This window comes from Vibrio rotiferianus CAIM 577 = LMG 21460, from assembly GCF_002741985.1.
GTDB lineage: Bacteria > Pseudomonadota > Gammaproteobacteria > Enterobacterales > Vibrionaceae > Vibrio > Vibrio rotiferianus.
Genome location: NZ_APHW01000104.1, coordinates 1 through 26,962, shown reverse-complemented (window position 1 = coordinate 26,962; position 26,962 = coordinate 1). Strand labels below are relative to the sequence as shown.

At 43.1% G+C, this 26,962-nt stretch carries 20 protein-coding genes and 1 pseudogene; 7 read left to right on the top strand and 14 right to left on the bottom strand.

Translation table 11 applies throughout. From position 1 onward, the window contains the following. Positions 1–71: 71 nt before the first annotated feature. Together B853_RS19740 and B853_RS19735 are read right to left on the bottom strand one after the other, a co-directional pair. Positions 72–1,301 (bottom strand): NAD(P)/FAD-dependent oxidoreductase, encoded by a 1,230-nt coding sequence (locus B853_RS19740; protein ID WP_038884692.1) that lies wholly within the window; start codon positions 1,299–1,301, stop codon positions 72–74. 218 nt (positions 1,302–1,519) lie between these two features. Beyond that, positions 1,520–5,143 (bottom strand): Ig-like domain-containing protein, encoded by a 3,624-nt coding sequence (locus B853_RS19735; RefSeq protein ID WP_038884693.1) that lies wholly within the window; start codon positions 5,141–5,143, stop codon positions 1,520–1,522. A 611-nt stretch (positions 5,144–5,754) separates the two neighbouring features. Between B853_RS19735 and azu the strand changes: the two genes are divergently transcribed. Next, positions 5,755–6,207 (top strand): azurin, encoded by a 453-nt coding sequence (gene azu, locus B853_RS19730; RefSeq protein ID WP_010451113.1) that lies wholly within the window; start codon positions 5,755–5,757, stop codon positions 6,205–6,207. 42 nt (positions 6,208–6,249) lie between these two features. Here azu and B853_RS19725 read toward each other — a convergent pair whose 3' ends face one another. The 3 genes and pseudogenes from B853_RS19725 to B853_RS19715 all read right to left on the bottom strand — a co-directional run bounded on the left by B853_RS19725 (position 6,250) and on the right by B853_RS19715 (position 10,058). Further along, a complete protein-coding gene (locus B853_RS19725; protein ID WP_038884705.1) occupies positions 6,250–8,256 on the bottom strand; it encodes an EAL domain-containing protein in 2,007 nt (668 codons plus the stop codon). 322 nt (positions 8,257–8,578) lie between these two features. Next, complete coding sequence (locus tag B853_RS19720; RefSeq protein ID WP_038884694.1) at positions 8,579–9,427, bottom strand: mechanosensitive ion channel family protein; 849 nt, start codon at positions 9,425–9,427, stop codon at positions 8,579–8,581. A 149-nt stretch (positions 9,428–9,576) separates the two neighbouring features. Beyond that, a pseudogene (locus B853_RS19715) lies at positions 9,577–10,058 on the bottom strand (DM13 domain-containing protein). 233 nt (positions 10,059–10,291) lie between these two features. Between B853_RS19715 and B853_RS19710 the strand changes: the two are divergent. Continuing rightward, on the top strand, positions 10,292–12,430 hold the full coding sequence (locus B853_RS19710; protein WP_050568954.1) for a sensor domain-containing diguanylate cyclase: 2,139 nt from the start codon (positions 10,292–10,294) through the stop codon (positions 12,428–12,430). Between the two features lie 106 nt (positions 12,431–12,536). Here the strand turns inward: B853_RS19710 and B853_RS19705 are convergent, their stop codons facing one another. From B853_RS19705 to B853_RS19665, 9 genes are all read right to left on the bottom strand, one after another. Beyond that, positions 12,537–13,229, bottom strand: coding sequence for an SDR family NAD(P)-dependent oxidoreductase (locus B853_RS19705; RefSeq protein ID WP_038884696.1), 693 nt, complete (start codon positions 13,227–13,229; stop codon positions 12,537–12,539). A 138-nt stretch (positions 13,230–13,367) separates the two neighbouring features. Continuing rightward, positions 13,368–13,922, bottom strand: coding sequence for a sugar O-acetyltransferase (locus B853_RS19700; RefSeq protein ID WP_038884698.1), 555 nt, complete (start codon positions 13,920–13,922; stop codon positions 13,368–13,370). Between the two features lie 126 nt (positions 13,923–14,048). After that, positions 14,049–15,389, bottom strand: a complete 1,341-nt coding sequence (locus B853_RS19695; protein WP_050568955.1) for an HlyD family type I secretion periplasmic adaptor subunit — start codon at positions 15,387–15,389, stop codon at positions 14,049–14,051. Continuing rightward, positions 15,364–17,094: a type I secretion system permease/ATPase gene (locus tag B853_RS19690; RefSeq protein ID WP_038884713.1), complete on the bottom strand. Its 1,731-nt coding sequence runs from the start codon at positions 17,092–17,094 to the stop codon at positions 15,364–15,366. Before B853_RS19690 ends, B853_RS19695 begins: the two co-directional genes overlap by 26 nt. 43 nt (positions 17,095–17,137) lie before the next feature. After that, positions 17,138–17,731, bottom strand: coding sequence for a calcium-binding protein (locus B853_RS26725; RefSeq protein WP_038884701.1), 594 nt, complete (start codon positions 17,729–17,731; stop codon positions 17,138–17,140). Positions 17,732–17,929: 198 nt separating this feature from the next. Beyond that, positions 17,930–18,574, bottom strand: coding sequence for a LuxR C-terminal-related transcriptional regulator (locus B853_RS19680; RefSeq protein WP_010451094.1), 645 nt, complete (start codon positions 18,572–18,574; stop codon positions 17,930–17,932). Between the two features lie 223 nt (positions 18,575–18,797). Then, positions 18,798–19,469, bottom strand: coding sequence for a LuxR C-terminal-related transcriptional regulator (locus B853_RS19675; protein ID WP_038887910.1), 672 nt, complete (start codon positions 19,467–19,469; stop codon positions 18,798–18,800). Positions 19,470–19,643: 174 nt separating this feature from the next. Further along, positions 19,644–19,844 carry a restriction endonuclease subunit S domain-containing protein gene (locus B853_RS19670; RefSeq protein ID WP_038886694.1) on the bottom strand — a complete coding sequence of 67 codons (201 nt, stop codon included), beginning with the start codon at positions 19,842–19,844 and terminating at the stop codon, positions 19,644–19,646. 55 nt (positions 19,845–19,899) lie between these two features. After that, a complete protein-coding gene (locus B853_RS19665) occupies positions 19,900–21,816 on the bottom strand; it encodes a methyl-accepting chemotaxis protein (protein ID WP_038886693.1) in 1,917 nt (638 codons plus the stop codon). A 318-nt stretch (positions 21,817–22,134) separates the two neighbouring features. On the opposite strand from B853_RS19665, the gene B853_RS19660 reads away from it, so the two are divergent. The 5 genes from B853_RS19660 to B853_RS19640 all read left to right on the top strand — a co-directional run. Continuing rightward, positions 22,135–23,091: an AAA family ATPase gene (locus B853_RS19660; RefSeq protein ID WP_005432145.1), complete on the top strand. Its 957-nt coding sequence runs from the start codon at positions 22,135–22,137 to the stop codon at positions 23,089–23,091. A 14-nt stretch (positions 23,092–23,105) separates the two neighbouring features. Next, the gene (locus B853_RS19655; protein WP_038886691.1) at positions 23,106–24,032 is read left to right on the top strand and encodes a DUF58 domain-containing protein; all 927 of its coding nucleotides are present in this window, start codon (positions 23,106–23,108) and stop codon (positions 24,030–24,032) included. A gap of 43 nt (positions 24,033–24,075) precedes the next feature. Next, on the top strand, positions 24,076–24,552 hold the full coding sequence (locus B853_RS19650) for a DUF4381 domain-containing protein (RefSeq protein ID WP_020197346.1): 477 nt from the start codon (positions 24,076–24,078) through the stop codon (positions 24,550–24,552). Next, positions 24,545–25,549 (top strand): vWA domain-containing protein, encoded by a 1,005-nt coding sequence (locus tag B853_RS19645; RefSeq protein WP_038886690.1) that lies wholly within the window; start codon positions 24,545–24,547, stop codon positions 25,547–25,549. The genes B853_RS19650 and B853_RS19645 overlap by 8 nt, the downstream gene beginning before the upstream one ends. Then, positions 25,542–26,962: vWA domain-containing protein (locus B853_RS19640; RefSeq protein ID WP_128826985.1), on the top strand; the 1,421-nt coding region annotated here is incomplete at its 3' end. The genes B853_RS19645 and B853_RS19640, both read left to right, overlap by 8 nt.

Genomic DNA, 26,962 nt, shown 5'->3' with positions numbered 1-26,962 from the left:
GCGCCACAAATTCTGCTGATTTGGGCGCTCGATAAAAATGAACAAATGGAAGTGAAGAGTAACTACTTGGATTAAGACCAAGAGCCCTTGTAGTACGGGTTCAATAAACCTTTTACCCGTTTAAGAACCACCAGTGCCGACACACGGAACCAGCCAAAAATGACGCGTTGATGCAGTCTAAATATGGTGTCGTACAAACGGCGAACGTAGCGTCCACGCAATACGACTTTGTCATTCATCAATGTGCCAACCGCGTAATCATGCCCAAGCGCGACGACCATCCCACCATCTTTGAATACAAACGGTTTTAACTCTTTGCCTTTCACCAAGCGTTTAAGTTGCTTCGCTAGGTGTGCAGCAGCTTGGTTGGCAGCTTGCGCTCGTGGTGGCACGATGCTTCCATCTTCTTGTGGGCATTCGGCACTATCACCAATAACAAACACGTTTTCATCCAGAGTGGTTTGCAGCGTAGGCAGCACTTTAAGTTGGTTAATGCGGTTACTTTCTAGACCATCAAGGTTCGCTAACCAATCCGGGCATCGAATCCCTGCCGCCCAAATTTGCAGATCGGCAGGAATGATTTCATTTTCCGTCACGATACGGTCTGCTTCTGCACGCTGAACTTTTGTGTTTAAACGAACGTTAACGCCCTGCTTTTGTAGCTTCTTAAGTACCTTGGTAGACATGCACTCAGCACTTGCAGGTAACACACGATCTGCCGCTTCGATGAGCGTAATGGAAAGTTGAGTATCATTTTGATAGCGGTTTAATTGCTTGCTGACTTTCGCCCATTCGGCCGCCAGCTCAACGCCGGTCGCACCAGCACCCACGATAGAAACACGATGCAAACCACCGCTTGCCAGCATCTGCTTCATCTGTTCCCACGCTTTTTCTGCTTGAGGAGCGGAATCTAAGAATAAGCAATGATCGCTTACCCCCGGGATTTTGAAATCGTTACTGATCGCACCCACTGCAATCACGAGGTAATCGTATTTCAACGTTTGTTCAGGCGACAGTTCGGAACTCACCATAATGGTTTTTTCTGCTCGGTTTAAACCAGACATTCGAGCTTGAACATACTGGTAGCCGTGGCAAGCAGCATGAAGACGAAACGCAACCGAATCGAGCTCATTATCAAACGTGCCCGCTGCAATCTCATGCAGTCTTGGTTTCCATAAGTGATGAGAAGATGGCTCAACCAAAGTAACGGTATGATCAGATTTGCCTGCAAAACTGCTCGCTAAACGCGTGACCATTTCTAGACCCGCAGCACCACCACCGACAACAACAAAGTTCGACATACTCCCCTCCCGGAAACCATCCATCGAAAGATAAAAATCAAAAACGCAGCAAATACGTTTGGAATGGCGGGCATTATATTGGGTTGAAAATAAATGATAATAAGCAGAAAAAGAAAATGACTATTACGAATTTGTAAAAATCTAAACCTAATGCGAAAAACAAAAAAGCCACCACTTTTCAGTGATGGCTTTGCTTCATCGATGTTGCTTTGTCTTAATTAGCGAGGATCAAGACCTAGCTTTTGTAGTACCAGTTTGAAGTTCTCGCGGCGCTCTTTAACGTTGTGAACATCACCTGTCGAACACGTCAGATCCGGACAACCACGGTTAACGATGCCTGAAACGTCATCGATAAATTGAGAACCTTGCAGACCACTATCTACATACTTCTTCAGTTCGTTGTGGTAGTTCCAATCAGCGTACTGACCGCCTTCATCGTTGTATGCCTGAACTGACGTTACCCAGTAGAACAGACCTGCGATCCACTTGATCTCTTTGTTCTCTTCCGAGCTACAAATCAGACCTGGGTTAGAACAGAAATCTAGCTCAGCATAAAGCGGGTTCGCCGGTGGTGCTTCTACCGTTACGCCATCAATTGTCTTACCAATGGTTGATGGGTCAACGTGCGAGCGACCTAGGTAGTGGTTAAGCGTACCGAAGTTCTGACGACCTGTGGTTTGGATAACACCACGCCCCCACCAGCCACAACCTTCAACGCTTTCTTGGCTGCTGCCGTCCCAAATGAACTTACCGGCCTTCTGACCAACGTAAGTCTTACATTCGTCGCGTTCCCACACTTGTTTAGACGTATCTACGCTTTCTGGAACATCGTTACAGTGACCATTGTTTGTCCAACGACCTGCTGCACCGTTCACCAATAGACCACGCTCTTCAAGTACTGCATCAGGTGCGGCAAAGACTGGAGCTGGAGCGCCATACCATTTCGCATGAGTCAACGCACTGACTTCCATTTTGTCATCACGAGGACAAGAGTACGCATGGTCCAAACCAGAAACTGGGTTTACGCCGTAATCTGCGTATTTCTGACCCAATTGACCACAGCTTGCTGTCATTGGGTAATCCGCAGGCGCGCCGTATTTCACTTCAGACCAATTGTTTTCATCACACGCGTTGTAGCGGATAGTCTCTTGCATACTTTGCGCAAGGAACGCAGCAATCGCGACTTTCGCGTATTTGATGTTGGTTGCATCATCAACGTCATCGTTCATCAACCAGAACTTGTTGCCCGCCACACCAATGTTGTGCATTGCATTCAAGCCATCTAGGAAGTCGTTCCACTTGTAAACCGTTGACGGAACCCATTGAGATTGTGGCGTTTCGTATAGGAAGGCTTCGTTATCAATCACGCTTTCAGCATTTGCTAACTCTTGGTTTAGCGCTTCAATGCGAGTCAATGAACCTTTCTCTAACTCTTCACCTACGTAGTACAGTGGCACTTTCGCCGTTTGGTAAAGCTCAATCTTGCTGGTTAGGGCTTGAGAGTCTTGATCAAACATCAATGCAAACACGTTGCTGTACGCCGCTTTACGGATTTGCTGATCGGTTTGCGTGTTACCCATGAAATAGTTTGCGGTTTGCTCTGTCGGCATGTTCGCTAGCATTGCAGGCGCATCAACGTAATCTGTCACCTGTTTTACGTACTCAAGTGCGTGGTGCCACTGCTCGCTGGTTAGTGCAGTTGTTGCATTCGATTTAGTAAACGCCACAAAGTCAGCTTTGTTCGCAGAATCTGCTTTGTAAAGCTCGAAGCTATCAAGTAGATCAGCCGTGAAAACAGACGCTTCATCCCATACAGACTGACGACCAGAGTGGGTATCGTAAGCAAACTCACCAATGCTTAATGACCAACCAAATGTCGCTTGTGGCGCAAGGGTGGTGAAGATCAAGTTGTAAGCATGTGCCCAGCCTTTAACGTCATCGCTCAGTACGTTGATTGCATCAATATCAATACGGCTACCCGTGATATCAATAGCATTCGTCAGTGCTTGTTTAACCGCAACGGCACCAAACGACGCCCCTTTGTCTTGCGTAGCGAGATCCAGAACATCCGAGCGAATCACAATAGATGCTGTACCCGCGTTCTCTGCTTGTTCGATAGCTGACACAAACGAACGTGTAAGCTGCTCTAGGTCTGTGAGCGCATCACTGCTGCTTGCTGCGATAGTTAGCGTACTTGGCGCTTGAGTGGATGGGCTCGCCACAACGAATGTGTTTGGCCAACCTGCCACTTCTAGACGCACTGGGTCCATTGGGTTGCGCAATGAAAGCGCTGGCGCTGTACCCGGCTCAGTACCATCACAGTTTAGATGCAATGACCATGAGCTATCGCTGCCAGGAACAGATTGCGTCCAGTATACCGCTGAGTAAGCAATGTTCTTGTGAACCATAATGTCGCCGCCTGTTGCATGATCACCACGAGTCCAGTCTGGGTACACATTAAAATCAGCACACAGTCCACCTGTTGGCGGAGGCGTCGGTGTTTCTACTTTTTCAACTGTGATGTTTACACGTACTGTTGCCGTTAGGTTCTCAGCATCCGTCGCAATCGCTTCTAGCTCAACTGCACCAACTTCTGACGCCGTCCAGTTACAAGAGAACTGGTTTGTGGTTGCTGCGTTGAAATCACAGATTTGCTTGTTGTTTGCTTTCACGATAACGCGAGACAAATCGTCATCAGCATCCGTTGCACGAACAGATATCGATACCGCTTCACCTTTTTCAAACTTCGAACCGTTTGAAGGCGAAGAGAAGCTCACTTCTGGCTTAACAAAGCTTGGAGCTGCTTCAATAGCAACAGCGATACTGCGTTGTTCAACCATTTGGTTGTTCTGATCGAGAACCACCACTTTAAGTGTCGCATTGCCCACTTCATTTGGAGTCCAAGATTGAGAATACGTCGTTTGACCTGCAGCGATGTTACGTTGACCTAACTTACGGTCATTTGCCCAGAACTCCAGTTTCGAGATTAATTCACCATCAACGCGTGCTTTGATCGTCGTTGCCTCACCCACCATCAATGTTTGACCTTGTGTAGGCGCGACGAACGTCAGCTCATGCACTTCTGGCTCCACAGGTGGCTCAACTGGCTTCTCTTTTACTGAAATGCTGACCGCTTGTTGCTGGGTTAAACCTGTGGCGTCTTCCACTACAGCTTTGATCGTGTGAGCGCCTGCGCCAACAGAAGTCCAACTCGCTTGGAATGGGGCTTGCGTTACACGAGCCACTTGTTTGTTGTCTACAAAGAAAGTCACCGCTTTAACGCTGGTATTAGTCGCCGTTACGTTTGCTAGCATGGCAACCGCTTGACCTTCTTCAAACTCAGCACCGTTCACTGGCGATGCCAATTGAAGAGAAATTTCTGGTTCGCCGACTTCACCTTCATCGTCAGCAATCAGACGAATAGTATTTTGAAGAAGTGTCAGATCCAACACGCCGCTCACACCTAGCGTTAGCTCAATACGTTCACCTGCCGGAAGTTGAGATTTCACCCAGCTACCGCTATCAAAAGCCAGCGCAAGTGTGTTCTTGAACGCGTTACCTTGCGCGTCGCTGGTGAACTTCATTCCCGGGTAGCTGATGCCAGTCGCAGACCAAGAGGGTGTCGACATAGATAGGTTCGAATCAAACGTCACTTTCGCATCACGCAGTTCAACTGGCTTTGAACCGTCGTTCGTTAGGATCACTTTGTAAGTGTTCCACCACTGGCTTTCTGAGCCGACGATAGTTGCATCTGTGATCACTCCTGCGTGTACAGCAGGCAATCCCATACCGATCGCCAGTGCTAAAACACTTGGCATGATCGCTAGCGTATTCTTTCTCATAATTAAGGACTTATACAAACAACAATAAAAAGGAACAGCATTATAGAGGGGGACTTTTTTCGCGCCGCAGCGGACAGATGTAACTAAATGTTACTCAACTTACAGGTGTAAAAGTGCCAAAAATAAAGCGTCTTTTTACGTCAATTTGACGACATTTCATACGTAATCGGTAAGCAAACAAAAAACTGGGACTCTAATTCAAAATTCAGAAAGTGTGCACTGGATAAAACAAATCTATTTTCTGGTCACAATCGATATAAGCATTTGTCTTCACTTTGTTTTCATGCATTTAAAAATCAATAAGTTACAGGATAAAAACACTTGAAATACTTAGTTACATGTTACTGAAAAAAGCGCCAATAAAAGCTGACCTCATACCCGAAAAGATTGGTAGTTCTTGGCCAAAAAGATCCCCTTCACATTTATGAAATCAAGAGAGGAAAATACGGCACATGAATGATCACACCATAAAAACGATAAGTATAACTTTGCAACAAAACGTCAATATCCGGATTGAAGCACGGTTTCAATTGGAATATTCGATGATAATGAGATGCATTGGATCGGTTTGAATCCAAGTCAGCCCAAAAATAAAATATGGAGAGTGTTATATGTCTTTACGTTTAGTAGCAGCAACCTTTGCACTAGCTGGATTAAGCTTTGGCGCGCAAGCAAGCGCAGAGTGTGAAGTGTCCATCGATGCTAACGATATGATGCAGTTTTCAACCAAAACACTGAGCGTGCCAGCGACGTGTAAAGAAGTGAAACTGACGCTGAACCACACTGGTAAAATGCCAGCACAATCAATGGGTCATAACGTGGTGATAGCTGATACAGCAAACCTTCAGGCAGTAGGTACGGAAGGTATGTCTGCAGGTCTTGAGAACAGCTACGTAAAACCTAACGATGACCGTGTTTACGCGTTTACCAAAGTGATTGGTGGTGGCGAAAGCACTTCTATCACATTCAGCACAGAGAAGATGACTCCGGGAGGTGATTACTCATTCTTCTGTTCTTTCCCTGGTCACTGGGCAATCATGCAGGGTAAGTTTGAGTTCAAATAACAGTACAAAATGCAAAAAGGAAGCAATACGCTTCCTTTTATTTTAAATAGATTGTTCAGCAATAATATCTTTCAACGGCGCAGGGCGAGCAAAAAAGTAACCTTGGACCTTGTCCACTCCACATCCCTTGACAAAATCGTACTCTTGCTGGGTTTCTACCCCCTCAGCGACCACCTCACAATGAGTAATGCGTCCAAGCTTGGCAACTAACTCATAAAGATCTCGACCTTTTTGGTCATTTGCATCTAACAATAATGAGCGATCAAGCTTAATCTTGTCGAAAGGATACTTCAGCAAATGAGGAAACGATGCGTAACCGGTGCCAAAGTCATCCATAGCAATCCTAATACCTTTTGCCTGCAGCGCTTCCATTGTTCTAATTAGGAATACTTTATTACTCAAAATCGCTTCTTCAGTAATCTCAATTTCTAGCCATTCTGGTTCGATTCCATAGTGAGTTAAGCGAGAGAGTAGATGTGGTACAAACTCTTCTTGTTCAATAGTCGCCACTGCGATATTAATCGCGATGCGACGTTCTTTTGATAATGACATTTTCTGCATGTCAGCCAGTACTCTTTCTATCACTAACTTGTCGAGCAATGGCATAGAATTAAGCATTTGAAAATCACTAACAAACGTTGGTGGACACAACTTCCCATCTTTATCGATATAACGTAGTAGCGCTTCATAAGAGAATACGTTCACATCTTTTGTAGACTGCAGTTTCTGGTAAAACATGACCAGTTCGCCTTCACGTAAAATGGTTGTTAAACGCTTCTGAGCGGTAGATTTACTGATACTTGTCTTATTGGAATCCCTGACATTGTTTAGCAACGTTTTAAAAATCGAGCGTTCAATACCAGTATACGTCGCATTTGCGCGAAACTGAGCTGAATACTTTCCTGCATACGCCAAGTAAAATGGCCGATAGATGAAAACGCCAACAAGAATGACAACCGCCTGCAGAATCGCCCCTTCAAGTTGATTTCCCATCGCCATATAACCGCTGAACAGAGGAGGCGTCATCCAGTTTACGATGTTCTCAACTGGAGGCACAATGCCAGAGGCTATACATGAATATGTGATGACAAAGCTCACCAATGGAACCGTTACAAAAGGGATGATCAGCAGCGGGTTAAAAATAATAGGCAACCCAAATAGCAACACTTCGTTGATATTAAATATAACCAAAGGCGTTGCAGCTAGTGCGAGCATCAGATGATTGCGCTCTCTGGCAAACATCAATACACATATAAGTAGGCTAATGCTGTTACCCGAACCACCCATAGACATAAACGCGTCGTAGAAACCTTGGCTAATCACATTTAGTGACGCCTCTCCACCTTTCCAAGCAATCATATTCGCTTCAGTAGCTGCAAATATCTGCTGCTTAATGGCGAACAATAGGTTGTGCCCATTAATGCCAATGGAACCCAGTAACCCCAAGACAGTTTGATAAATCAGGCCGCCTTGTAACGTCAGCGGATCGACTCCAATCTCACGAATAGCACTACCAAACATTGACATAACGATTGCCGTCAAGTTGGACACAACTAACGCAATCAATACAAATAGGAAGAAATGTACTACGTGCTTGAGCAAACGAGACGAAAAATCTAGCGCTTGCGGCTCCAGTAAACGTATCTTAAAAGCAATGCAGTATAGATAAGTAATCGTTGCACTCAGCAGAGCGAGTAATGGGTTGTTAGGCAACATATATGTTGCTGATAAGCTGCCGTTTTCTAGCGAAATCAAGTAAAACATGATCAGCGAATAGATAATGAATACCGCACTAGAGACATTGGTTTTATGCGAAAGGTAGTAGCCAGCAACAACACAAAAAGCACTGGGATATAGATTTATCAGAATATCGGAGACATGGAAAAGTAGTTGAGACAGTTCTCCCCATCCGGTAAGACGGAAAGCATGTCCTAGAAATATCGCCAATGCATTAGACAAAATCAAAGGGAGAAGCAGTAGCGCAATCGAAGCTAAATCCGTTAAGTAGGACTTAAATTCGGAACTCCAAGAGATAGAGATAACCGACATACGTTGAATTAATCGCGTACACGTCTTTGTACTTTTTAGCATTAACGAGTTCTTTTACTGATAGGACCAAATGACAAGTCAAAATAAGATTCGACCAAATGAAGCGCATTTACTTAAGCTGACAAACATCGCTCCCACCTAAAGCCAAAGTGAGATTAAGATCAAAATATCAATTAGTAATTATTGACTTAATAAGTAAAGCGAATCTCGTGCGTAATTTAGCGATTATATGCGCCTTGATCCATTAAGATTATTTGTCGTAACGACAAATAAAAAGAAACCCCGCATTTATAGCGGGGTTGCTGTTATTCCGTATCAACATTTAGCCAGAGAGCGGGACTGGGAAGTGCTGCTCATATAGCTCCATAAAGTCTTTACGAATCAGGTGCTCTAGATGGTTTGCTTTATCTGTAGGGCAGAAAATCATGATATGTACGATTTGCTCACCATTAATATTGCTGGCAATATGAACATGTGGCTCTGATCCCGGCAAGTCGACACCTGCATGCTTTTCTATCATCGCATTATAGCGGTGCGCAACGTCAGCGAAGTAGCTACAGTGTTCATCAATTTTATCGGTTAGTAGCGGTAAAATCGGGTATAAGTTTACAAAGTCTTTTACCACTACTGAAAAGTTGTGGTAGACGTAGCGCTTCATAAAGTTAAGGTTTTTCACTGGGTAAGTGAAAAACATGCTATTTGGCAGTGTTGCGGTTTTACCTGTGTAGTGATATTGCCCATGATGCAGGTCGATTTCTTGGATAACCGTCGCCATCATGTTGTGCTCAATCACTTCTCCGCATAACTTACCCACTTCAATCCAATCACCAATCCGAAACGAGCGCGAGCTAGCACGTTGAATTGAACCTGTAAAACACAAAATAATCTCTTTAGAAGCAACAACTATCGCCACGGCGATGGCCGTCACGCTGAGAGCAAACTCGCTGATTTCGGATTGCCATAAGATGAACAAAATAATCAGCGTGATGGCAAAGGTGCCATTTTTGGTTCTCGACATCCAACTGCGTTGCTCTTCTGTAATGAATGCATCGTCACCTCGGATTCGAGACAGAATCAAACGACGCAGAAGAATGATGAACAGCAGGATTAATGCAGTAAATAAAATCTTGTGAGTGAGAAGAAAATCGACGACTAACTGTACTTTCTCCATTCCTCGCTCCCTGTATGGCCTAGATTATTTGACCTCTTTGGTTAGAGGTCCTGTTGTAAGAAAGTAACCTTATCAATTTCTTAACCAATTGTCCTAGTTTGGAGGGTTCAAATGGGACAACTCGGATGAAACATTCTCTAGAAAACCACTTACTCGCTGACCGGAACTAACTTAGCTGAAGTAATAAACTCACCAAAGCTTTCACACCACACAATGACAGAGTTATATTTTTCTGTATCGATAGGCTGACTGAGAGGAAGCACAAAACGATCAAACGTTTTTATATCTCCAAGGTTTACCATCTGTGATTTCCATTGAATAAAGTCTGATTCAGTCTCTACGTATTGGGGCGATAAATAGAGTTTGTAATCAGGGCCAGGAGCAAGCTCTCCTTCAAAAAAAATCTGAGATTCAGTCGCCGTAATCACTCCCTCCCCCCCCAATGGAAGAAATCGCTGTCTTCTCTATTCTTATCGAACTTTCCTTGTTGCAGTTCTTTTTGGTTTATCGATGACACTAATGGAATTTCTGGCGATTCAGGTTGAGTAAGAATCGGCAACGCGTAAATACCTAAAGCAAACCCTAGTGCTACACAACTCGCGTGTGTAAAAAACAGTAATATAACCCTCATTCGAACTCCTTATTCTCTTCTACTTACTGATGATAATTTATAAACTCATCACGATCCATCACCGCTGTCATTAGCATTTTCTTGTTGAGATCACAAATTACAAATAGATTACATAACAGTGTTCAATATTTATTGAATCTAACTCGCCCTTTACAGAACGACATATTAAAATGATCACATAACTTCACTGCGTCCATCGCAAATCAAGCATATAAACATAAAAAGGGGACTTGATGGACCATCCGGCTTACTTACAAATCGTGGCGTTGCTGACGCGAATTCAGAACTATCCAGGCTTATCAGGGCTAGCATATATTTTGGATCGCGTTGACGCTATATGTACACAACATGATTACCAACGCTGCCAACAAGTTGATAGCTTTGTTAGAGGTTTTACTTGCGATCGCAACGATCAGCTAGAGCAAGCAATAGAGTTCTATCAAACATCTATTGATGCGAGCCCGTCTCGTAAAAACGCTTTGCGCTTCCAAGCACACATATTGTTAGCGTCTATTTATGCAGACCGAGAGCAATACCAAGCGGCATATTCTCTTTATCAAGAGGTGCTTCTTCATACACACTTATTAGACACTAATGCTCTTTCACTATTATATACAAATGTTAGTGACCTATACCTTTCACTAGAAAAACACCAACAGGCTGTAGAGCTAGCAGAATTAGGTTCACAAGCTTCCGAAAAGGTTTGCAACCTTGTAAATCAAGCCATATGTCAGCTTAATATTGGCCTCGGACTTGGTAAACTTCAGAACATTGAAAATGCCTTGTTGTCTATAGAGCAAGCCCTAAATATTGCGGTTGAAATCAATGATACTAGAATCGAGGCGATCTCTCATAGTTACCTTGCTCAAACGAAACTTAATTGCGATTCATATAATTTTGACGACATTGAGCAACATTTTGTTGTCGCTCACCAGCTCTTCCGCCTAGTCAAAGACAAACATAATCAACAAGAAAACTTAACTGCGTATCTAGAATTTCTAGTCCAGCATTTAAAATATGCTCAAGCTCAGGATCTATGTGATCAGCTAGCTCAAGATGATGACTTAAAAAGCAACTTTGGCTTCTATTCAAAGTATTGCCATGCCCAAATGACAATATATGAAAAAGGCAACGACTGGAAAGCGCTTGCTGGCTTTCAGATGATGTTCTTATCCCATCTCGAAAATCAGTTAAACGAACAGAAACAGAATGATGCCGAACAGTTAAGGGGGCAGATAAGTCACTTAACTCAAGATCAAGAGCATCTTGTGATGAAAAAAATCCGGGAACAGATTGGAACCCTGACAGATATAGGTCAAAGCATCGCTACATCCGATAACTTGGAGAATGGCTTAGCCTTTATCTACGAAAAAGTTGGTTCCGTCTTTCCTACCGACGAATTTGGCATCGCCCTATACGATCAGAGCACCCACGAGCTTGATTACCGCTACTTCTTTGATAGCGATGGACCAGTTGAGAGACTGGTCATCAACTGCGATCAAGATAAAAATATTGGTAGTTATGTCGTTCGTACCGCGCAGACTGTACATATTAACAATGTTAACGACGAATCGATCAGTAGTTACGTGCCTCTTGAAGTTAGAGAAGACCACGATCTCGTGGTATTCGACAACAATAAAACAGCCCGATCAATCATTTTGACTCCAATAAAACTGGGTAAACGAATATTAGGAGTCTTGTCGGTCCAGCATCATCGGCCTGATCAATACCAACAACATCATGTTCATCTTTTTGAGCAGCTTGCGAATTTTATCGCTATTTCATTGGAAAACTTTGAACAACGACAAAATCTACAGCAAGCCAACATACTGCTAGAAACATTGTCTCGCACCGACCCACTTACAGGTTTATATAATCGCTATCAGCTTGACTCTCTAACACCTTCATTGATTTCAAATGCTCAAATTAGCGGCAATTCATTAGCTTTGGTGATCATTGATATTGACTACTACAAAGGCTACAACGATTTTCATGGTCACCATAAAGGCGATCAGGCACTAAAGTTGGTTTCCTATGTTTTAAAAAACGTATTTGATCAGTTTGGAACTCATATTTTTCGTTATGGCGGAGATGAATTTCTCATCATATGTGAAAATCTCAATGAGGCTCGACTGATGTCAAAGCTCTCTTTACTCCAAGAACAAATAGAAGATCTAAACCTAAGTAACCCTCTTTCCAAATGTTCAGAAATATTGACCTTATCTGTGGGGGCGGTGAATTTTCATAGCCTTGATAGTTGCTGCTTTGAAGAGTTGTTTACCATTACTGATAAACAACTATATCGGGCAAAAGAAAAGGGACGTAACGCTATTAGTTTTGCTGCCCATTCATTTGACTTAGAGTCTGTTTAATCAAAGAATTTTGGTTATAATTCAGATTGAAGAAAAGTACTTTAAGTCGTCAAGTAAAAACGCTCGAGAGGCTCTAGCCTATTAAACTATCTTGATAGATCATTTTCTAACTCATCCCTCCGTCAATGACTAAGTTATGGCCATTAATAAAGTCGTTTTCGGGATGAGTTAGAAATAAGCATGCATTAACGATATCTTGCGCTTTCCCAACTCGGCCTGAAGGATGTTGCTCGTGATCTAGACGGTTCAGCGTTTCATATCCTTCAACTTGAATCCATCCTGGGCTGATGGCATTAACTGTAATAGGCGTATCTGACAAGGAAATGGCCATAGACTGGGTCATCGATACCACACCACCTTTTGAGGCTCCATAAGCATCCCATCCAGATTCGTTCTGATTCCAACGAGTAGACGCAATATTTATGATGCGTCCATAAGGCTGATGATTGTTCAATCCTATAAATCGGCGAGAACAAGCAAAAGAGCCTTTGAGGTTTACATCAATAACACGAGAGAACTCTTCAAAAGTAAGTTCTTGAAGAGGCTTATTGAAGTTAGCAACCGCACCATTGTTTATCAGAATATCTACCTTGCTGTACAGGGTTTGTATCTTGTCAAAGGCTTGTTCTATTTGATCGGTTTGCCCCAAATCTACTTGATAAAACTCTGCTTCTGGATTTTTGTTTGGTGCAATATCGAACACAATAACTTTAGCTTGCAAATCAAGGTAAGCTTGGGTCAGGTATTGACCAATCCCCTGACTACCCCCAGTTATGACCACAACTTTATTTTGGTACATACATAACCCTCTGAATCTATTTTTTGCAGCAATTATTTTAAGGTTTGGTAATGACAATGGATAGCAAAAGCACAGCTTGGTCATTGCTTTTCTAACTATATATAAGAAAAAGCCGACGATATGTCGGCTTTCGATTATCTAGTCTATTGGGCGAATCACTTTGCAGGGATTACCCGCTGCTACTACGTTAGGTGGAACATCTTTCGTAACCACACTGCCTGCACCAATCACCGAGTTTTCACCTATAGTCACGCCCGGGCAAACAATCACGCTTCCCCCTAACCATACGTTGTCTCCAATTGTAATCGGAGTTCCGAATTCTACGCCTTCTTCGACTCGTCCTTTAACATCGAGTGGGTGACCTGCCGTATAGATTTGCACATTCGGAGCGAACAAAACGTTATCGCCTATATGCACTTCCGCTACGTCTAATACAACGCAGTTGAAATTTGCATAGAAGTTTTTACCCAGCTTAATGTTTGAGCCGTAATCGCATCGAAATGGTGGCTCTAGGTACGCACCTTCTGAATCGGGGATCAATTCATCAATTGCACCGCGCCACTCGTCTGTATCAGGAATGCTATTATTTAGCTTTTGTAGCACTTTTCGGCATTCAATTCGCGCTTGATATAGCTCTTTATCCCAAGCATCGTATGGCTCACCTGCCAGCATTTTTTCTTTCTCGGTTCTCATCTTTACACCACCTCACAAAAAATAAAAACGCATCAAAACACATCACAACACCACAAAATGTGACTGACGTAATGGATTATTTATTTGGGTGAGCGCTATGACGAGATTTCAAATAGGACCTATCCATCAGTCTTCTCGGAACGCACGATTCATACTCTCTGTTAATGGTTTTAGAAGATAGCTTAACGGTGTCCTTGGTTCAGATAAAATGAGTACCTCCGCATTCATCCCAGATGTTAGCTTGTAGCTTTCCACGTCCTCTTGGTTCAAAGCAATTCTAGCTAAATAGTAATCTTGCTCCTGTTGATTGGTCAGCTTATCTGCTGAAACGGTAAGAACGGTCCCATTTAAAGGAGCCAATGTTCTGGCATTAAGTGCGGTTAGACGAACATGTGCAGATTGTCCTGTACTTACTAAGTCAATATCTTCAGGGTTAACTTGAGCTTCAACCAACAATTCATCATCGAGAGGTACAAGTTCGAGCAACGTATCACCTGAGTTTATAACGCCTTTTTCGGTAAACACCTGCATGTTTACAACTCTACCCGATATTGGTGCCGCTATATTTGTTCGATCTAACGTATCCTTTGCTAGACGCAGTTCTTCGCGCACAGTAACAATATCTTTTTGGGTTTCTCTTAGTTCTGCAACAATTTCATTGAGACGCTCCAAGCGCAGTTCTTCGATTCTCGCTTGATTCTCATCTAATCGCTTTTGCACCGTTAATGATTGTCGATCGAGTTGGCTAAGCGTACTTTTTACTTCTGTAGCCATACGCTTAAGTTGGAGAAGAGCTGACTTTCCTGCATACCCTCTTTGCACCAGCGACTGATTGCTACGTATTTCTTCTTCAATTAGCTGTAAGCGTTCTCTCTCAATCTTTTTGGTGTTGGTCAAGTTGTCTAGCTCTAAATTAGCTCCAGACATACTTTGAGCGATGATATTTAGTTTGCTGTCAAAAAAGCGTTTCCTTGCCTCAAAAATTTTACTTTGGACTAACTTGGCTTCTCTAAGTATTTCTTCACTTGAAAGGTTTTCTAAATCCTGTGACCATGAGATTTCACCTAAGTTATCTAACTCGGATGACAACCGATCCTCTTTTGCTACGGTATGTATGAATAAACCATTCATAGAATCCCATTTAGCGCTCGCATGTTGTCCTGAAAGCTTAATAAGTAGTTGCCCTTCTTCGACACGATCACCTTCATGCACATGTATTGATGCGACAATCCCCCCTTCTAAATGTTGTACCTTTTGACGCTTGCTTATTACCGACAAATCACCATAAGCAATAGCCGCACTTTCCAGTTGAGCCGTTGCTCCCCAATAAACAAATCCCATCAAAAATGCACTTAATGAAGTGAGGCCAAATAATATTGGTTTCTTCCAATGCAAATGGCTAGGAGGTGTGTACCTGAATATTCTGTCACGCTTCGTTTGTTCAGCGATGGGCAGTTGCTCTTTCATCTCTCACTCTCGGTATTTCGATATTGTCATTTCCCATCAATCGCTTCAAAACTTCCTCTCTAGGGCCGTAGAGTTGAGCTTTGCCATCAGAAAGATAAAGCAAACGGTCCATCTGCCTTAAAGTACTAGCGTTATGAGCAATGATGATCACAGTCGTCTCTTTAGCCTTTAAGTGAGCTATCAACCGTTGATACGCAGACTCTCCCTCACCATCAAGGTTAGCGTTCGCTTCATCAAAAATAACGACCGAAGGTTGCCCATAAACGGCCCTAGCGAGAGCAATTCGCTGACGCTCACCTCCAGAAAGACCTCTACCATTAACGCCAATAGAAAAATCGTATCCACCATTTTTTTTCAAAATTAGCTCGTGGCATCCGGCTAACTTAGCGGCCTCTATAACTTTTGATGGATCTTCTTCCTTAAATCGAGAAATATTCTGACGGATGCTTCCCGGAAAAAGCTCTACTTCTTGAGCTAAGTAACCGATATGCTCCCCTAAATCTTCTGAAGGCCAAGCAGAAACTTCCATTCCATCCAAGGTCACTTTTCCTGCTGTGGGCGGTATGATGCCAAGAAGTAGACGCGCAAGTGTTGATTTCCCTGTTCCTGAGGGTCCGATAACTCCTACGGAAGTACGTTGAGGTATTGATAACGTTATTTGAGAAAAGAGTAGACCTGCGTTTTCTGGAAGATGGTACGCTAAGTTTTTGAGTTCAAAGTTTCCCTTTGGAGGTGGGAGAGGCATATCGGTTTCCGCCATAGTCGCTCTTAAGTCTATTTCCTTTAGCCGAGAGAAAGCGTTATGCGTTGATACTGCACTTCGCCATGTAGTAATAGCTTGTTCCATTGGGGACAATGCTCTACTCATCAATATTGAACTGGCTATCATTGCACCAGCCGTTATTTCGTGTGATATGACAAGCCACGCTCCGCCAGCCAACAACGCTATCTGCAATGACCCTCTTATGAACTTTGAAAAGTTTGTCAAATAAATAGATTTATCTAATGAAGATTCTTCGGACTTCTTTGTACTACTAACACCTTGAAACCACTTCTCTAAAAAGGCATTCATCATTCCCATAGCAAGTATCGAATTTGCATTCTGCGTCGCTATTTCCGCTTGAGAAATATGTGAAATAGACTGCACCTCTGCTTCTCGCAAGGATGCCCTAGTAACCACTTCATTAAGCAACCCTAAACCAAATAGAATAAGTGAACCCGCAAGCGATATATGACCAAGCATTGGATGTAGCAGATAAACAAATGCAATAAAAATAGGGGTCCACATTGCATCTAACAAAGGATACGGAGCTTGACTGCTCAGAAAGACTTTTATCGTCTGGATGTCTTTTAAAACCTGAGAGGTATAACCTTTCCCCGTATAAGCCTGAAACTGAATGCTTCGACGCAACATAAATACTGAGATTTTCGCTTCCATCCAATTACCGAAAGACTGACTCACTTTTGCCCTCGCAATATCAAGTAAAGCCATCGTGAACATTGCAGATATGACAATAATCGTGAGAAGGACTAGGGTATCCGTTGAATATGAAGATATGACTCTGTTGTATACTTGAAGCATATACAAAGGTATAGATAACACCAATAAGTTGATAAAGAAGCTAAAAAACATCAAGCTCCAAATAAGCACAACTAACTTATTTTTTACTACTTTGAAAATTGAACTTGGCACAGAAGAGACCATTAAAATCATATAGCGCCAGATGAACTGGCGCTAATTAGATGAATTAGAAAACAAATAAATCACTACCGTGAGCTTCAACTTCTTCTTGAGTTAGACCCTTGACCTTTACAGTAAAATCTTCCCCGTTACTAAACACAGCATTACCACGTGCATCGTAACTTATCTCAAGGTCTGAAAGTGACTGGACGGATTCACTACTAAACATCAAAATATCTTCGTCAGCGTTGAAGTCTAAAACCGTTGAGTTACCATGTCCGCCAAACTTGTCTGTGAACACAAATTTGTCTTCTCCGCTACCCCCACTAACGACGTTTTTACCTGAGCCTATGATCAAACGGTCGTTGTCAGCACCACCATGCATGCGGTTGTCACCATGAGAAGCCAGTAGCACATCATCTCCAGTTCCCCCTCGCATCGTGTCGTTTCCATGACCTCCTTTCAAGACGTCATTTCCTTTGCCGCCAACAATCAAATCGTTGCCATCTCCCCCAATTACAAGGTCATCTTTGGCTCCAGCATAGATTTTGTCACTACCATCCAAACCTACGATCACAGAACTGGAATTGTCGTAGGACTTAATTACGTCATTACTGTTGGTCCCTTGTTCTTTATCTTCGTATTTATTTGGGTCGCTCATACAGAGTTCCTCTACTTTCCTTTACGTTATTAGAATGTCAGCACCTTACGACTTGAGATCCAGACCCGCTGATCTTAGTAAATGGCCAAAGGAAAGAAGTTTGAATATGGAATGAAACTTTAAGAGTTGCGACTCAATAGAAATAACCATCTATTGGTACTTTTATATATAAAGTCATTTGTAATCATGAATCTATAGTCAAGCTTTCAGATTTTTCTTTGCCCATCTTGTAGCTTGATTTCGGTTTTTTACTTCTATTTTTCTGAAGATATTGTAAAGGTGGGACTTAATTGTATGTTCACTAATAAAAAGTGAATCCGCAATTTCCATATTGGAACCGCCTTCTTTCAACATTTGGAGAACCTGTACCTCGCGCCTTGTCAAATCAATCTCAAGTTCCGGTTCTTCAATGCGGTATTTCTTAGCTTCATGATATGAAACTAGCTGATCCAGCATTCTTCGTGATAACCAATTATCACCGTCAAGTATACCTTTCAAAGCTTTACAAAGGGTATCAATGGAGTCAGTTGGCTTAAAGATTCCCTTTAATAGGGGCCAGTCTGCCAACTCTTCAATCGCCAGATCCTTAGTTAGATTTAGTAAAATCGTACCTATAACACGATCGTCTGATTTTAAATGACTCATCATTTCTTCGGACATATCGGCAGAAAAGTCAACTAGTAAATAGTACTTTTCGCTACACAGATTTTGATATGGATTGTCTAAGTTAATCGTCGTTATTTTCGTATCTACTCTTGATGCAAGCATATCCCTAAAGTTTTCACTTTGTAAGCTTTGCTGAGTAATTAATAGTACTTCTGGATTAACTTGAATACTTTCCATGTCTCTTCTCTACCATTTAAATTTAAATCCTGCCTACTGCACTCAATTGGTATAATTAGTATCTTAGTGCTAGTTAATACAGATTAATTTGAATAGGGAAAGAATAAAATGGTTGCAAGTAAAAAATTCAAAATAAAAAAAAAGTGTTTCTCAAATGAGAAACACATGGCAATTTTTTGTACTATTCAGTAGATATGAGTCGCAAAAATAATTAACAAATAGATTAGTAAGATACTTCTTGAACGTTTGATATATTATCTTTTGCCCAAATTAGTGCTTGCACTCTATTTTTGACTTCTATTTTCTTAAATATATTATGCAAGTGCGTTTTTACTGTATTTTCACTCACGAATAAATTTTCAGCAATTTGTTGGTTTGATGCTCCCATGGATAAAAAGGTTATTATCTGTCTTTCTCGCTTAGTAAGCACCGTCTTCGTATTTCGGCTGACTGGTTTAAAGTGCCTACGAAGATGGGTTATGTACTGCTGAGCGAGCTTCCTACTAAACCACATCTCACCTTGCAGAATCTTCCCTATGCCAATCTGTAAAGTATGGATATCATCAGAGTTGTAAAAAATACCGCTCAAGCTCGACCACGCGAACAACTCTTCCGTAGGTATATTCTTGTCACAATTAATCAGAATTTCTTCAGCATTACTAAATTCTGTCTTTTTCAGTTCCATATAATGTGAGTACATATCTTCACTGACCACACTGGAATCAAGAATGATCGTAGATATATTCCCTGACATCGCTTTAAATGCAATGAGCTTATCTGGAGAGAGTAAAAATACGTTGATTCTTAATTTATTTTCTAGAATTTCTTTAAGTAAAGATGACTGTAAGCTGTCTTCCGTTACCAAAATAACATTACTTTTAGATCCGCTCACCATTGCTATTCAAGTCCTTTAATAGTTTGGTTTGAAATACGCAATAGATTTAGGTAGGTCGAGGTTATTGTCAAGTATGAAAAAGGTTGGGCTTAAAGCGAAAAAAATGGAAGGAGTTAACACTGAGTATAAATTAAATAAAAAGATAAGAAAAGGGAGTATAAAACTCCCTCTTTATTAATGCACTGGCACTGAATTTTTCTGATTGAACTTACCAAAGTATTGCTCTAATACTTCCGGAGTCAACTTACCCTCAGCCTCTAGCTTTTTCAGTTCAGCAGCAATTTGTTTCTGCTCATCTAGAGAAGGAAGTTTAACTTCAGGCTCTTGAGCTGCTTCTTGAGAAATCATCTCCAGCTCTTTTTCAAAGTCGTTCATCGATACTTACCAAATGTAGTTAAAATCAAAAGCACTTGCTACATTCTACCCAACTCTAGAGCTTGAAGCTACCTACCATCTTGTCCAGACGAGAAGATAGGTCACGCAATTCCTGACTAGCATTCGCAAGCTCTTCAGCGGTTGTTGTTGTCGCTTCGTTAATTGCGTTTATCTCTTCGATATTCTGATTGATTGTATGAACGACTGTTGATTGCTCTTCGGTTGCCGTTGCTACTTGCGTGTTTCGGTCTGAAATATCTGCAATACGCTCAGAGATATTCATCAGCACTTCAACAGCTTCATCTGTCGATGCTACACCTTCAAACGTTACTGCTTTACCAGCTTCCATTGCGGTTACCGCATCTTGCGCGTCGCTCTGAAGTTGATTGATCATCTTCTGAATTTCTTCTGTCGAGTCAGCTGTACGTGAAGCTAGGTTTCGAACCTCATCAGCTACTACTGCAAAACCACGACCTTGCTCACCAGCTCGCGCCGCTTCAATCGCTGCGTTAAGTGCAAGTAAGTTAGTTTGCTCAGAGATATCACGAATTACATCAAGGATAGAACCAATATCTTTTGTGGTCGTTGCCAATTGAGCTACAACCATGCTTGTGGTTTCTACATCGCCAGCTAGGCGGCTGATTACTTCTTTTGCCTGAGTGACAACTTGTCTACCAGTTTGGGTATTGTCCGATGCTTGATTAGCTGTGTCCGCGGCCGTCGCAGCATTGGATGCAATCTCACTGATCGTCGCACCCATCTGGTTAATTGCCGTTACAACTTGAATCGTTTGATCTCGCTGTTCTTGGCTATTGTCATGAGTCGTCGTCGCTTTATGAGATACGCCTTCAGCTGCTTCACTTAGTGAGTTGCTTGTCAGAGACACTTCTTTCATCGTTGCATGGATTTTCTCAATAAAGCCATTAAAGCCTTTTGACAATTGAGCTATCTCATCATTGCCTTTGATCTCGATACGTTGGGCCAAATCACCTTCGCCTTGTCCAAGATCGGTAAATCGGTCTGCAATCAATTTAATTGGATTCGTAATGCTATTCGCTAGCAACACACCCATAGCAATAAAAATGAGCGCCACAATTGCCGTCGTCAGCATCATTTTTTGACCAGTTGCATTTAGATCAGCGAACACTTCATTTACTGGTACAACACCAACAACAAACCAGTCCATTGAAGGAACATACAAGCTAGACACAAACATCTCTTGGCCTTCAAATTCAGTAGTTACAAGATTGAAATTACCTTTGTTTAGCAGTTGAGATGCCTGACTACCGAATAGCTGATTAATAGAAGACTTGTTTTTACCTTGCTGACGATGAATTTGGATATCGCCTTTACTGTTTGTAAGGAACACATAGCCAGTATCTTCAATTTTGAAACCATTCAGCAGTGACACCATATCATCCATTGACTTAGATAAACCTGACATCGAAGTACCGGAAAGATCCTGATAGTTCGCGAACATTTTTACTTCGCCATTTGCCTCTTGGAATACACTTACCGACGTTTCTTGGCCAGATGAAGTAAAACCAAAGAACCACCCGTCTTGTGAACGGTTTAGTTGACGTAAGAAACCATTTTGGTTCCAGTAGTATGCTGTATCACGGTTCGCAACCGATGCATCATTCAGCTTATATTGAGATTTCACATTGTTTAACTGCTGAACTAATTTCGATTCAACTTGTGAGTTGCGATCAGTCGTCGAAACCGCTTCAACTACAAACTCATTCGTAGCCAATTGCTTGGCTGCCTGTTGCATCTGAACAACTTCACGGTCTATTTCCGTGTTAATTTGTTGCAACATTGCTGGCAATTCAATATCAATAAGTCGATGACTTAAAACTTCTTTGGCATGACGTTGTGCCATCACACCAACAATAATTGTAGAGGCAAGCACAGCAAATGTAATACCAAGTACAACCTTTTGTTTAATACTCAATGAACTAAATTTAAGCATTTATGGACCTTCAATAGAATCACTCATTATGCGCTGATATTTTATAAAATCAGCTATGGGGACTGCCTTTACAAGCAAATATTCACGCAGGTTATATCGACATCACAGCAGAGAACTAGAGGTTTTTCTCACATTTTTTTGAAATTGCTGTGCAACTCAATATTTAGTGACAAAAGACACAACTACCAAGCGGTTGCAATTATTATATGCATCCCAATATTGGAAAGATAAATTGCGTGTCCAGGCCGGAACTTTTCTCGACAATCCAAGGACAAATACACACAACAAGAATCATATGGATACCAGAGAGTCCAAAAAATGCACAAAACAAACTTCGAAACTCTTCAAAGCTACTTAGAGTCTCAGATCATTGGTCAGCATGATCTCGTTAAACAGCTTCTCATTGCTCTACTTGCCGATGGGCATATCTTGGTTGAAGGTCCTCCAGGATTGGCTAAGACCCGTGCGGTGAAATCTCTATCGGATTGTGTAGAAGGTGATTTCCACCGTATTCAGTTCACACCAGACTTACTGCCAGCGGACTTGACGGGTACAGATATCTTCCGTCCAGAGACAGGCGAGTTCACTTTCCAGTCTGGTCCTATTTTCAACTCACTGATCCTTGCTGATGAGATCAACCGTGCGCCAGCTAAAGTGCAAGCCGCGATGCTTGAAGCAATGGCTGAGAAGCAAGTGACAGCGGGACGAAACACATATGCACTCCCAGAGCTGTTCTTGGTGATGGCAACTCAAAACCCAATCGAGCAAGAAGGTACTTACCCGCTCCCAGAAGCGCAGCTTGACCGTTTCTTGCTGCACCTTGATGTGGATTATCCAGATGCGGAACATGAGTTGGCTATCTTGCGCATCAACCGTGGTGAGGCAAAAGGCGAAGCGACGATTGAGCGTCCAAGCTTGAGCCAAGAAGACATCTTCACCGCACGCAAAGAAGTACTCAACATCCACATGGCAGATGCGATTGAGCAATACATCGTTCGTCTTGTGATGGCGACTCGACAGCCAAGTGATTACGACTCAGAGCTTGCTAAATGGCTATCTATGGGTGTGAGCCCGCGTGCGACGATCGCCCTTGACCGTTGTGCTCGTGCTCATGCGTGGCTGGCAGGTCGTGACTTCGTTTCACCAGAAGACGTTCAAGCCATGGCCTACCCTGTGCTACGTCACCGTCTGCTGCTTAGCTACCACGCTCAGGCAGAAGGCATTACAGCAAATCAGGTTATCGACAAGCTTCTTAATCTTGTAGGTAGCGCATAACGTAGGTAGGTGACATGTCTGCATCATATGCATTGCCACCTCATGCGAATGGGGTGACATTAACCCTTGAAGAGCTGCTTCAATATCGCACTCAATCGGTTCGTTGGTTGCCACCAGCCCAGAGTATTTGGTCTCAAATGAGCGGTAACCATACCAGTCGTCAAAAAGGGCGCGGTATGGACTTCATGGAAGTGCGCCAATACCAAGCGGGTGATGATATTCGCAGCATCGATTGGCGAGTCACGGCTCGAACGGGAAAAGCGCACACCAAGTTGTTTGCTGAAGACAAAGAGCAAGCGGTGATCTTATACATCGACTTGAGCCCAAGCATGCACTTTGGATCGCAATATGTATTGAAGTCGGTTCAACTGGCGCATTTCGCTAGCGTCTTGATTTGGCTGACATTAGCCAAGAAAGACCGCATCGGCGCGGTGATAGATGATGGTTCCCAGTGTATTGAGTTCCGCCCTTCTTCTCTTCAAAAACAAGGGCTGAGAATTCTTGACGCGATAGTGAATACTCACAACCAATTGCTTACGAATCAACAAGCTGACAGCACACGCACACTGCCTTACATGAGCGCAATTGAAACGCTACACAACCTAACGCCGAAAGGCAGTGAACTCATTCTGCTGAGCGACTTTGCTCAAGTGGAAGAGAAAGAGCTGGTTCAACTACGTCGGTTAAAGCAACACAACAGCGTTCGTGCGGTTCAATTCTATGATCCCTTAGAGCGAGGCGAAACCGACTTCCGAGGCCAAGCAAAAGCATCCGATGGTCATCGAAGTCAGTGGTTCAACTTCGGCTCGAAAGGACAGCGCCAGGAGTTGGAGTCTCACTTCGTTAAGCATCAACAAGCCATTAAACAGCAGTGTCATTCAATGGCAATTCCATTTAACAGTCTGTCGAGCGGGTTACCGCTGGTTCAGCAGTTAAGCTAATCAAAGCAACAACATACAAATCATTCAAGCAGTAGTAATAATAATGACAACGAATAATCAAAGCCTAAACCTTGAACCTTTAATCCTACCGAATGCACCTGATTGGTTCCCACTTGCTTGGGGATGGTGGGCTGTTCTGGGCGGTGTAGTTCTCTCCATCTTAATCGTCGTACTGTACTTAAGATGGCGTACAAAGCGTCTCGTTGCTAAGAAGACCGCATTGAAATTATTGACCAACCCGATCACACCACACACACCGTCTTCTGCATTAGAGGTTCTTCGTCAAGCGGCTTTGAGTTACTTCCCTCGTGAAGAAATCGCGCCATTAACAGGTTCTGCTTGGTACGAGTTTCTTGATAGCTACACCAAAGAAACTCGATTTGTCGATAAACAACAACAGTGGCAAGCGGCGCTGTATCAAAAGTCTGGTCAAGAACAGCATCAAGCCTTAATTGATGATTGCGCTTTCTGGATTGAAACCGCATTGCCACCAAAGAAAAAGGCAAAAACTCGTGACTGAGGCAACTCTCGTTTCGGGCCTCTCTCAGTGGTTGAACATTGAGTTCGTCTGGTGGTGGGCACTATTGTTACTGCCCCTACCTTGGCTGATTTATAAGTTTTTCCCTGAAGAGACTCAGCAAGCTGAAATTAAGCTGGCGTACCTGCCAGACAACAAACACAGCAACAAACCAAAACAGGTCGTGCAAAAATTCCTGTCTATTAGCGTATGGGCTCTGTTGGTTGTCGCTTGTGCTCGCCCAGTTTGGTATGGCGACCCGGTTGAGTTCCAACCGAAATACCGTGACATGATGTTAGTGGTCGACTTATCTGGCTCTATGCAGAAAGAAGACATGAACGACAACGGTGAATACATAGACCGTCTAACTGCCGTTAAAAGAGTCTTATCTGATTTTGTAGAAAAACGCCAAGGCGACCGCTTAGGAGTAGTTCTATTTGGTGATCATGCTTATCTACAAACACCGCTAACCGCTGACCGTAAAACCGTGATGCAACAGATCAATCAAACCGTCATTGGCTTGGTTGGCCAGCGCACCGCGATTGGTGATGGTATCGGCTTAGGCACCAAAACCTTTGTAGACAGTGACGCACCACAACGTGTGATGATCTTACTCAGCGATGGTAGCAATACAGCAGGTGTACTTGATCCGCTTGAAGCCGCTGAAATCGCTAAAAAATACAACGCAACCATCTACACCGTAGGTGTGGGCGCTGGTGAAATGATGGTGAAAGACTTCTTCATGACGCGCAAAGTCAATACCGCCTCAGATCTTGATGAGCAAACGCTGACAAAGATTGCAGAGATGACTGGTGGTAAGTACTTCCGAGCGCGTGATGCCAAAGAACTTGAAACGATCTACGACACCATTAATCAACTAGAGCCAGTTTCTAGCGACACGCAAACTTGGCGCCCTCAGTCGGAATGGTTCCCTTACCCACTAGGTGCTGCCCTTGTGCTTTCCGTGTTCCTGTTTGTTCTAAGGAGAAAACATGGCTGAGTTTACTTTCCTAAATCCTTATTGGTTGCTGGGTTTGCTTGTCATTCCTGTCGTCCTTACGATTAACAACCAATACAGAACCAAAAAGTCATCGTTGATTGCGCCTCATTTGGCAAAAATGCTTGGTCATTCAGTGAAAACCAAGCACTACTTTGCCATATGGGGAATAACATGGGCGATCGCTTGTATCGCTTTAGCAGGCCCAAGTTGGCAATCCAACACACGACCAAGCTTTGAACTAAGCCAAAACCGAGTGTTAGTTCTGGATATGTCGCGCTCTATGTACGCAACCGATGTGAAGCCAAATCGCCTGTCACAAACTCGCTATAAAGCGTTGGATTTATTGCCGAAATGGAAAGAAGGCTCAACAGGTTTGGTCGCGTACGCGGGCGATGCTTATACGTTAAGTCCACTAACGACAGATTCCAACACACTCGCAGGCATCATCGAAAACTTGTCTCCTGAGTTAATGCCTTATCAAGGATCCAACTTACCATCAGCGATTGAAACCGCGCTTGGTCAGTTTACTCAAGCGGGCGTCAATCAAGGTGACATCGTCGTGCTGGCAGATGATTTGGATGACTCCGAACTATCTCGCTCATTAGCGTTACTAAACGGTAAAGACATTCGTGTGTCAGTACTCGCTATCGGCACATCAACTGGTGCACCAATTGCTCTTCCGGATGGTTCTTTGATGAAGAGCCGACAAGGCAACACCGTGGTAGCGAAGACTAACCTGAAAAACTTACAGAAGTTAGCCAAAGAGACCGGCGGATTATTTGTGCCAATTCAACACAATAACCGTGATGTTGAGAACATTGCCGCGTTTACTAATAACGCGAGTAACAACCTTGCCGCCAAACAAAGTGACGACGTTAAAACCGACTCTCGCTTGAACGGTGGTTTCTGGTTGCTACCTCTGCTGTTGATTCCTGCTGCCCTACTCTTCCGTCGAGGCATGATTTGGGTATTAGTAGCGACCGTATTACCGATGAGTTGGACACCGAAAGCAGAAGCCAATGCGTTCTTGAATCAAAACCAACAAGGCGAACAGCTTTATCAACAAGGTGCATACGAAAAAGCCCAAAGTACCTTTACTGATCCTAACTGGAAAGGCGCAGCAAGCTACCAAGCTGGGGATTACGAAAGTGCGATAGAAGCATTCTCCAATAATTCAAGCCTTGATGGCCGCTACAACTTGGCAAACGCACTTGCTAAGAACGGGCAGCTTGAGGATGCGGCGGAGCTCTATAAAAACGTAATTCAAGAAAAGCCTGACTTTGAAGCTGCGAAAAAGAACCTGTCGGTTGTAGAGGAGAAACTGAAGCAACAGCAGCAACAGCAGCAACAGCAGCAACAGCAGCAACAGCAGCAACAGCAGCAACAGCAGCAACAGCAGCAACGAGCAGCAAC

Coding starts and splice junctions, on each gene's coding strand:
- azu (WP_010451113.1), top strand. CDS start 5,755: ATGTCTTTACGTTTAGTAGCAGCAACCTTTGCACTAGCTGGATTAAGC.
- B853_RS19650 (WP_020197346.1), top strand. CDS start 24,076: ATGACAACGAATAATCAAAGCCTAAACCTTGAACCTTTAATCCTACCG.
- B853_RS19665 (WP_038886693.1), bottom strand. CDS start 21,816: ATGCTTAAATTTAGTTCATTGAGTATTAAACAAAAGGTTGTACTTGGT.
- B853_RS19695 (WP_050568955.1), bottom strand. CDS start 15,389: ATGAAAGAGCAACTGCCCATCGCTGAACAAACGAAGCGTGACAGAATA.
- B853_RS19725 (WP_038884705.1), bottom strand. CDS start 8,256: ATGTCGGTTATCTCTATCTCTTGGAGTTCCGAATTTAAGTCCTACTTA.
- B853_RS19705 (WP_038884696.1), bottom strand. CDS start 13,229: ATGTACCAAAATAAAGTTGTGGTCATAACTGGGGGTAGTCAGGGGATT.
- B853_RS19655 (WP_038886691.1), top strand. CDS start 23,106: ATGTCTGCATCATATGCATTGCCACCTCATGCGAATGGGGTGACATTA.
- B853_RS19740 (WP_038884692.1), bottom strand. CDS start 1,301: ATGTCGAACTTTGTTGTTGTCGGTGGTGGTGCTGCGGGTCTAGAAATG.
- B853_RS19710 (WP_050568954.1), top strand. CDS start 10,292: ATGGACCATCCGGCTTACTTACAAATCGTGGCGTTGCTGACGCGAATT.
- B853_RS19735 (WP_038884693.1), bottom strand. CDS start 5,143: ATGAGAAAGAATACGCTAGCGATCATGCCAAGTGTTTTAGCACTGGCG.
- B853_RS19720 (WP_038884694.1), bottom strand. CDS start 9,427: ATGGAGAAAGTACAGTTAGTCGTCGATTTTCTTCTCACTCACAAGATT.
- B853_RS19680 (WP_010451094.1), bottom strand. CDS start 18,574: ATGGAAAGTATTCAAGTTAATCCAGAAGTACTATTAATTACTCAGCAA.
- B853_RS19660 (WP_005432145.1), top strand. CDS start 22,135: ATGCACAAAACAAACTTCGAAACTCTTCAAAGCTACTTAGAGTCTCAG.
- B853_RS19690 (WP_038884713.1), bottom strand. CDS start 17,094: ATGGTCTCTTCTGTGCCAAGTTCAATTTTCAAAGTAGTAAAAAATAAG.
- B853_RS19700 (WP_038884698.1), bottom strand. CDS start 13,922: ATGAGAACCGAGAAAGAAAAAATGCTGGCAGGTGAGCCATACGATGCT.
- B853_RS19670 (WP_038886694.1), bottom strand. CDS start 19,844: ATGAACGACTTTGAAAAAGAGCTGGAGATGATTTCTCAAGAAGCAGCT.
- B853_RS26725 (WP_038884701.1), bottom strand. CDS start 17,731: ATGAGCGACCCAAATAAATACGAAGATAAAGAACAAGGGACCAACAGT.
- B853_RS19675 (WP_038887910.1), bottom strand. CDS start 19,469: ATGGTGAGCGGATCTAAAAGTAATGTTATTTTGGTAACGGAAGACAGC.